This window comes from Streptomyces sp. NPDC006283, from assembly GCF_040613325.1.
Classification (GTDB): domain Bacteria; phylum Actinomycetota; class Actinomycetes; order Streptomycetales; family Streptomycetaceae; genus Streptomyces.
In genome coordinates, this window is the sequence record NZ_JBEXRZ010000306.1 from 1 (window position 1) to 6565 (window position 6565).

A 6565-nucleotide genomic window follows, 5' to 3' on the forward strand; every position below is an offset into this window, starting at 1 on the left:
GGCGCGGGTAGAGCCCGCGGGCGGAGAGCGCCTTGCTGCGGTACGGCACGCCGTTGATGCCTTCCCGCTGTACCGATAACTTCCACCATGTCGGCCGCCGTCGCCGCCGCGCTGGCCGCCGGCCTGCTCGCCGGATCCGCGGACGCGTCCGCCGCCGACGCCTCCCAGGTGCGGATCCACGACATCCAGGGCAACACCCGCGTGTCACCGCTGGTGGGGCAGCAGGTGGCCGATGTGCCGGGCATCGTCACGGGCGTGCGGACCTACGGCTCGAAGGGTTTCTGGTTCCAGGACCCGCAGGCGGACGGCGACGCGGCGACCAGCGAGGGCGTCTTCGTGTTCACCGGCTCGGCGCCGACGGTCGCGGTCGGCGACCAGGTGCTGGTCTCCGGCACGGTCACGGAGTACGTCCCCGGCGGCACGTCGTCCGGCAACCAGTCGCTGACGGAGATAACGAAGCCGACCGTCAGCGTGGTCTCCTCGGGCAACGAGGTGCCCGAGCCCGTCACCGTCTCCGCCTGGTCGGTGCCTTCGGAGTACGCCCCGCAGGGCGACCCGGCGGCGGCGGGCAGCATCAACGGGCTCGCCCTCGAACCCCGCGAGTACGCCCTGGACTTCTACGAGTCGCTGGAGGGCTCGAACGTAACCATCGGCACCTCGCGTGTGGTCGGGGCGACGGACCCGTACGCCGAGCTGTGGGTGACCGTGAAGCCGTGGGAGAACGACAACCGGCGCGGCGGCACCGTCTACGGATCGTACGAGTCGCAGAACACCGGTCGTCTGCAGATCCAGTCGCTGACCCCGCTCGCAGAGCAGCCCTTTCCGAAGGCGAACGTGGGTGATGTGCTCGCCGGCACCACCGAAGGGCCCCTGGACTTCAACCAGTTCGGCGGCTACACGCTGACCGCCCGCACGCTCGGCACGGTCCACGACCGCGGTCTCGAGCGCGAGAGGACCCGCCCGCAGCGGAGCGGCGAGCTGGCGGTGGCGACGTACAACGTGGAGAACCTGGACCCGTCCGACCCCCAGGAGAAGTTCGACGCGCTGGCGAAGGCCGTCGTCGAGAACCTCGCGTCGCCGGACATCCTCGCGTTGGAGGAGATCCAGGACGACAACGGCGCGAAGAACGACGGCACGGTCGGCTCCGGGCAGACGGTGAAGAAGTTCACGGACGCGATCGCCGCCGCCGGGGGCCCCGCGTACGAGGCACGATCCGTCGACCCGCAGAACAACAAGGACGGCGGCGAGCCCGGCGGCAACATCCGCCAGGTGTTCCTGTTCAACCCGGAGCGGGTCTCGTTCACGGACCGCGCGGGCGGCGACGCGACGACGCCGACCGGTGTCGTGCGCGGGGAGCGGGGACGGGCGGCCCTGACACTTTCGCCCGGCCGTATCGACCCCGCGAACACCGCCTGGGACAACAGCCGCAAGCCGCTGGCAGGCGAGTTCAGCTTCCGCGGCAAGCCGGTCTTCGTGATCGCGAACCACTTCGGCTCGAAGGGCGGCGACGAGTCCCTCGTCTCCCACCACCAGCCGCCGAACCGTTCCTCCGAGGCCAAGCGTCTGCAGCAGGCCCAGGCGGTCAACACCTTCGTCAAGGAGCTCCTGAAGGCCGACCGCAGGGCCGACGTCGTGGTGCTGGGCGACATCAACGACTTCGAGTTCTCGCAGACGACGAAGGCCCTGACCGACGGCAAAGCCCTCTACCCGGCGGTCAAGTCGCTGCCCCGCTCGGAGCGTTACTCGTACGTGTACCAGGGCAACAGCCAGGTCCTGGACCAGATTCTGACGAGCCCGTCGATCCGCGACTTCACGTACGACAGCGTGCACATCAACGCGGAGTTCTCGGACCAGAACAGCGACCACGACCCGCAGGTGCTGCGCTTCCGCCCCTGATCGGCCCCCGGCGCACCGGTTGCGCGGGGTCCGCTCAGCTGTGCTCAGCTGCGCGGGCCCCGCGCCCAGGCCGTGACGTCCAGTTCCCCTGACGTGCCGATGTCCAGGAGGAACGGCAGCGTCTGCGCCTGCTCTCCCTCCTTCGGCGTGACGACCAGGTGGGCGCCGGGCGTCACCGCCTCGGCGGACGTGACCCGGTTCGTCCAGTGCAGCACCGACTGCACGCTCCCGCCGGGTACGACGGTCAGCGGCTTCGGCCCCTGGTCGCGCGAGGAGTCGGTGTAGGCGTTTCCGTGAGTGATGGTCAGCTTCAGCGGGTCGCGGTCGTCGTCCAGGGCGCCGATCCCGGGGTAGCCGTTGACCTGGTACGGCTTGTCACCGCAGTTGCTCAGCTCGAGCACGACCGCCCGGTGCCCCATCGCCGCGTCCACCTCACCGAGAGTGGCCACCGCGCCGGATGCGGGGCACGTGCCTTGCGCGGGTGTCGTGGTGGGCGTGGGTGTCGTGGTGGGCGTGGGTGTCGCCGGGGCGGCCTCGGCGCCGCCCTCCTCGCACCCGCTCACCAGTCCGGCCATGACCAGTGCGGCGACCACCGCTGCGGCCGTACGGCCACCCGTGCATATCATCAGGTTCCTCTTCCGTCCCGCCCCAGCCGATCATGCCAGGTCCGGGACTACCCGGTAGCACTGCTTCATGGTTTTACCAAGCAGAATTAACTGGAGCTAAGCAGCAATGCGTCGCACACTGCCGACATGACCTCCTCCCCTCCCTTCGGCCGCGCCCTGTGCGCCATGGTCACGCCCTTCGACCACGACGGCGTGCTCGATCTCGACGGCGCCCAGAAACTGGCCGCCCACCTGGTCGACAGCGGTTGCGACGGCCTCGTGCTCTCCGGCACCACGGGCGAGTCACCGACCACGTCCGACGACGAGAAGGCCGCGCTGGTGCGGGCGGTGGCACAGGCGGTCGGCGACCGGGCCGCTGTCGTCGCGGGCGTCGGCACCGCGGACACCCGGCACACCGTCGAACTGGCGCGGACGGCCGAGGCGGCGGGCGCGGACGGACTGCTGGTGGTCACCCCGTACTACAGCCGCCCTCCGCAGGCCGCCGTCGAGGCGCACTTCCGCCGGGTCGCGGACGCGGTGGGCATCCCGCTGATGCTGTACGACATCCCGGTCCGCACGGGCACCCGCATCGAGGCGGACACGATGCTGCGGCTCGCGGAGCATCCGCGGGTCGTGGCCGTCAAGGACTGCGCGTACGACCTGCTGGCCAGCTCCAAGGTGATCGCCCGCAGCGGCCTGGCGTACTACTCGGGGTGCGAGGAGCTCAATCTGCCCCTGTACGCGGTGGGCGGCGCGGGCTTCGTGTCGACCGTGGCCAACGTCGCGCCCGCGCAGCTGCGCGCCGCCCTGGACGCGCACGACGCCGGGGACAATGCCCGGGCGACGAGGCTGAACCAGCTCACGCTGCCGCTCGCCGAACTGATGATGGCGTCCGGACTGCCGGGCACGGTGACCGCGAAGGCGCTGCTCGGCGCGCTTGGTCTGCCGGGTGGGCCGGTGCGCGAACCGCTGCAGCCCGCCGGCCGCGAGGCGACCGACGGGCTGCTGTTGGCGTATACGGAGCTGACCGGCGGACAGCTCCCGGCGCCGTCTCAGTCGCGCACGTAGGTGCTGCCCAGGATCGCGGCATGCTCCAGCACGTCCTCGAGCGGGTCGTCGATCTGCCCCGTCGAGATCAGGGAGACGCTGTGGCCGTTGTGCGAGGCGTTGTGGGTCTCGTCGGCCTGTGCGACTCCGTGCGGAAACACCGTGGCGAACAGCGCGAGCACGCCGAGAGCGGTCGGCCTGGTCTTCATGTCGGTTCCTCACCTTGCCCGTCCGGGAGTGGACGGGTGACTCCGCGTCCGGCCTGTTCATCTGCCTGTAGGAGGAAGAGGTCACGCGGAGTCACACGAACGAGATGAGGAACGCCGCACTCAGTTGTGGCTGTGCAGCACCTCGTTGAGGCCGCCCCAGACCGCGTTGTTCGGGCGGGCCTCCACGGTGCCGGTGACCGAGTTGCGGCGGAAGAGGATGTTGCTCGCGCCGGAGAGCTCGCGGGCCTTGACGATCTGCCCGTCGGGCATCGTGACCCGGGTGCCCGCGGTGACGTACAGACCGGCCTCGACGACACACTCGTCGCCCAGCGCGATACCGACGCCTGCCTCGGCGCCGATCAGGCAGCGCTCGCCGATGGCGATGATCACGTTGCCGCCGCCGGACAGGGTGCCCATGGTGGAGGCGCCGCCGCCGATGTCGGAGCCGTCGCCGACGACGACGCCGGCGGAGATGCGGCCCTCGACCATCGAGGTGCCGAGGGTGCCGGCGTTGAAGTTGACGAAGCCCTCGTGCATGACGGTGGTGCCCGCGGCGAGGTGTGCGCCGAGGCGGACGCGATCGGCGTCGGCGATGCGCACGCCCTGCGGGGCGACGTAGTCCGTCATCCGCGGGAACTTGTCGATCGAGGTGACCTGAAGGTGCAGGCCCTCGGCGCGGGCGTTGAGGCGCACCGTCTCGACCTGGTCGACGGCGACGGGCCCGAGGCTGGTCCAGGCGACGTTGGCGAGCAGCCCGAACAAACCGTCCAGGCTCTGGCCGTGCGGCTTGACGAGCCGGTGGGAGAGCAGGTGCAGACGCAGGTAGGCGTCGTGGGCGTCCAGCGGCTTGTCGTCGAGCGAGGCGATGACGGTGCGGACGGCGACGACCTCCACGCCGCGTCGCGCGTCGGGGCCGACGGCCTTCGTGGCGGCGGCACCGAGGAGCTCTGCGGCCTGCTCGGCGGTCAGCCGCTCGGTGCCGGCGGGGCCGGGCTCCGCGACGAGCTCGGGGGCGGGGAACCAGGTGTCGAGAACGACGCCGTCGGCGGTGATGGTGGCGAGGCCGGCGGCGACGGCGCCGGTGGTACGGGGTGCGGGCGTGTCGGTCATGACACAGAACCTAACCGGCGAGGCGCCACCCGGGCCAACCGGTCTCAGTTGACGGGCGCTACGGTGTGCGGTCGAACAGCAGAAGCACTCGGGGGGACCGATGACCTACGGAAACATGCCACCGCACGCAGGCGCGCCCGGCCCACTGGGCCCGCCACCGGGCCCGCCGCCCGGCTGGGGCGGCTGGATGCCGCCGCCGCCCAAGCCGGGGGTCGTACCGCTGGGGCCGCTCGGACTCGGCGAGATACTCGGCGGGGCCTTCGCGACGATCGGCCGCCACTGGAAGCAGTTGCTCGGCATCGCCTTCGCCGCGTACGGCATGGCGCTCGTGGTCATCGGCGGCGCCATCGCCATCGTGTACGCGGCGGTCTCCGACCGCCTCGACCGGGTGCTGGACCCCGATGGCTCGTCCGGCTGGGACGAGGTCTGGCCGCTCCTGCTCACCTTCGGAGGGGTGTACCTCTTCGGCCTGCTCGTGATGCTGATGGCCAGTGCGCTCGTCTACGCGAGCTGTCCCGCCGTCCTCCAGGACGCGGTCCTGGGCCGGCCGTCGACGTTCGGCGCCGTGTGGGGCCGCAGCCTGGCGAGGATGTGGTCCGTGATGGGCAGTGTCCTGCTCACCGCGCTGATCGCGGCGGTGCCGATGCTGCTGTTCGCGGCCGCCGCCGTCGCGCTGTTCATCTCGCTCATCACGCTGAGCCTGGAGGGTACGGGCGGCGACTTCGGCTGGCTGATCCTGATCGGCTTCCTCGGTGCGCTGACCACCGGCCCGGCGGCCGTCTGGCTCTGGGTGAAGTTCTGCCTCGCCCCCGCCGCCGCCGTGTTCGAGGGGCAGGGCGCCATCGGGGCGATGACCCGCTCCGCCCAGCTGGTGCGCGGCGACTGGTGGCGGATCTTCGGTATCTCGCTGCTGGCCTACGCGATGGCGGGCGTTGCCGGCTACCTCGTCCAGCTGCCGCTGTCGCTCCTCAACCTCTTCGGCCCGAGCCTGACGGACGACGCGTCCACCAGCGGGGCCGCCCTCACGATCGTCATCACGTCCCTGGCGTTCGGCCTGGTCACGTCGCTCGTCGGCCAGGCTCTGACGGCCGCGTTCCCTCAGCTGGTGGTGAGCCTGCTCTACGTCGACCGGCGCATCCGCACGGAGAACCTGGCGCCGGTCCTCGCCGAGGCGGCCGGCGTGCCGTCGCAGGCACCACCGGCCGCTCCCCGGTATTGAGTCGGAGCCCAGCCCGAGTCAGGGCCATTGCATGCCGTAGCCGCGGCACAATGCCCTGCGGGCGTGGGGGGGACCCCCACACTGATCCGGCCTGATCCAAACGAAGGACCCTAGTCGAGGAGCGTCTTCTTCGGCCGCAGCACACAGAATTCGTTGCCCTCGGGATCGGCGAGGGTGACCCAGGTGGCGTCCTCGCCCTGCCCCACGTCCACCCGCCGCGCCCCGAGGCCGATGATCCTCTTCACCTCCACGTCCTGGTCATCGGGCGTGAGGTCGAGGTGCAGCCGGTTCTTGACGGTCTTGTGCTCGGGAACCGTGAGGAACACGATGCCCGGCAGGGCGCTTGCGTCCGCGCCGATGACGGTCTCTTCCGGGTCCTCGTGGAGGACCTGCCAGTCGAGGACCTGGACCCAGAAACGGGCGAGGGTTTTCGCGTCATGACAGTCGATCGCGATCTGGTACAGAGAAACGGCCATGCC

7 protein-coding genes are annotated in these 6565 nt (G+C 70.8%); 3 read left to right on the top strand and 4 right to left on the bottom strand.

All coding sequences use genetic code 11. The annotated features are described in order from the left end of the window. Positions 1–87: 87 nt before the first annotated feature. Positions 88–1896 (top strand): endonuclease/exonuclease/phosphatase family protein, encoded by a 1809-nt coding sequence (locus tag ABZ070_RS34440; protein WP_356639791.1) that lies wholly within the window; start codon positions 88–90, stop codon positions 1894–1896. 44 nt (positions 1897–1940) lie between these two features. On the opposite strand, the gene ABZ070_RS34445 is transcribed toward ABZ070_RS34440, so the two are convergent. Further along, complete coding sequence (locus ABZ070_RS34445) at positions 1941–2522, bottom strand: DUF4232 domain-containing protein (protein ID WP_356639793.1); 582 nt, start codon at positions 2520–2522, stop codon at positions 1941–1943. Between the two features lie 126 nt (positions 2523–2648). On the opposite strand from ABZ070_RS34445, the gene dapA reads away from it, so the two are divergent. Further along, positions 2649–3569 (top strand): 4-hydroxy-tetrahydrodipicolinate synthase, encoded by a 921-nt coding sequence (gene dapA, locus ABZ070_RS34450; RefSeq protein ID WP_356639795.1) that lies wholly within the window; start codon positions 2649–2651, stop codon positions 3567–3569. Here the strand turns inward: dapA and ABZ070_RS34455 are convergent. After that, the gene (locus tag ABZ070_RS34455; RefSeq protein ID WP_356639797.1) at positions 3554–3757 is read right to left on the bottom strand and encodes a hypothetical protein; all 204 of its coding nucleotides are present in this window, start codon (positions 3755–3757) and stop codon (positions 3554–3556) included. The two genes, dapA and ABZ070_RS34455, sit on opposite strands and share 16 nt — an antisense overlap. Positions 3758–3877: 120 nt before the next feature. Then, positions 3878–4867, bottom strand: coding sequence for a 2,3,4,5-tetrahydropyridine-2,6-dicarboxylate N-succinyltransferase (gene dapD, locus ABZ070_RS34460; RefSeq protein ID WP_356639799.1), 990 nt, complete (start codon positions 4865–4867; stop codon positions 3878–3880). A 115-nt stretch (positions 4868–4982) separates the two neighbouring features. Between dapD and ABZ070_RS34465 the strand changes: the two genes are divergently transcribed. Further along, complete coding sequence (locus tag ABZ070_RS34465) at positions 4983–6086, top strand: hypothetical protein (RefSeq protein ID WP_356639801.1); 1104 nt, start codon at positions 4983–4985, stop codon at positions 6084–6086. Positions 6087–6196: 110 nt separating this feature from the next. On the opposite strand, the gene ABZ070_RS34470 is transcribed toward ABZ070_RS34465, so the two are convergent. Beyond that, positions 6197–6562: a VOC family protein gene (locus ABZ070_RS34470; protein ID WP_356639803.1), complete on the bottom strand. Its 366-nt coding sequence runs from the start codon at positions 6560–6562 to the stop codon at positions 6197–6199. Positions 6563–6565: the final 3 nt, after the last annotated feature.

Bases quoted from the DNA above. Each gene is read 5' to 3' on its own strand.
- dapD (WP_356639799.1), bottom strand. From the start codon at position 4,867: ATGACCGACACGCCCGCACCCCGTACCACCGGCGCCGTCGCCGCCGGC.
- ABZ070_RS34440 (WP_356639791.1), top strand. From the start codon at position 88: ATGTCGGCCGCCGTCGCCGCCGCGCTGGCCGCCGGCCTGCTCGCCGGA.
- ABZ070_RS34455 (WP_356639797.1), bottom strand. From the start codon at position 3,757: ATGAAGACCAGGCCGACCGCTCTCGGCGTGCTCGCGCTGTTCGCCACG.
- dapA (WP_356639795.1), top strand. From the start codon at position 2,649: ATGACCTCCTCCCCTCCCTTCGGCCGCGCCCTGTGCGCCATGGTCACG.
- ABZ070_RS34445 (WP_356639793.1), bottom strand. From the start codon at position 2,522: ATGATATGCACGGGTGGCCGTACGGCCGCAGCGGTGGTCGCCGCACTG.
- ABZ070_RS34470 (WP_356639803.1), bottom strand. From the start codon at position 6,562: ATGGCCGTTTCTCTGTACCAGATCGCGATCGACTGTCATGACGCGAAA.
- ABZ070_RS34465 (WP_356639801.1), top strand. From the start codon at position 4,983: ATGCCACCGCACGCAGGCGCGCCCGGCCCACTGGGCCCGCCACCGGGC.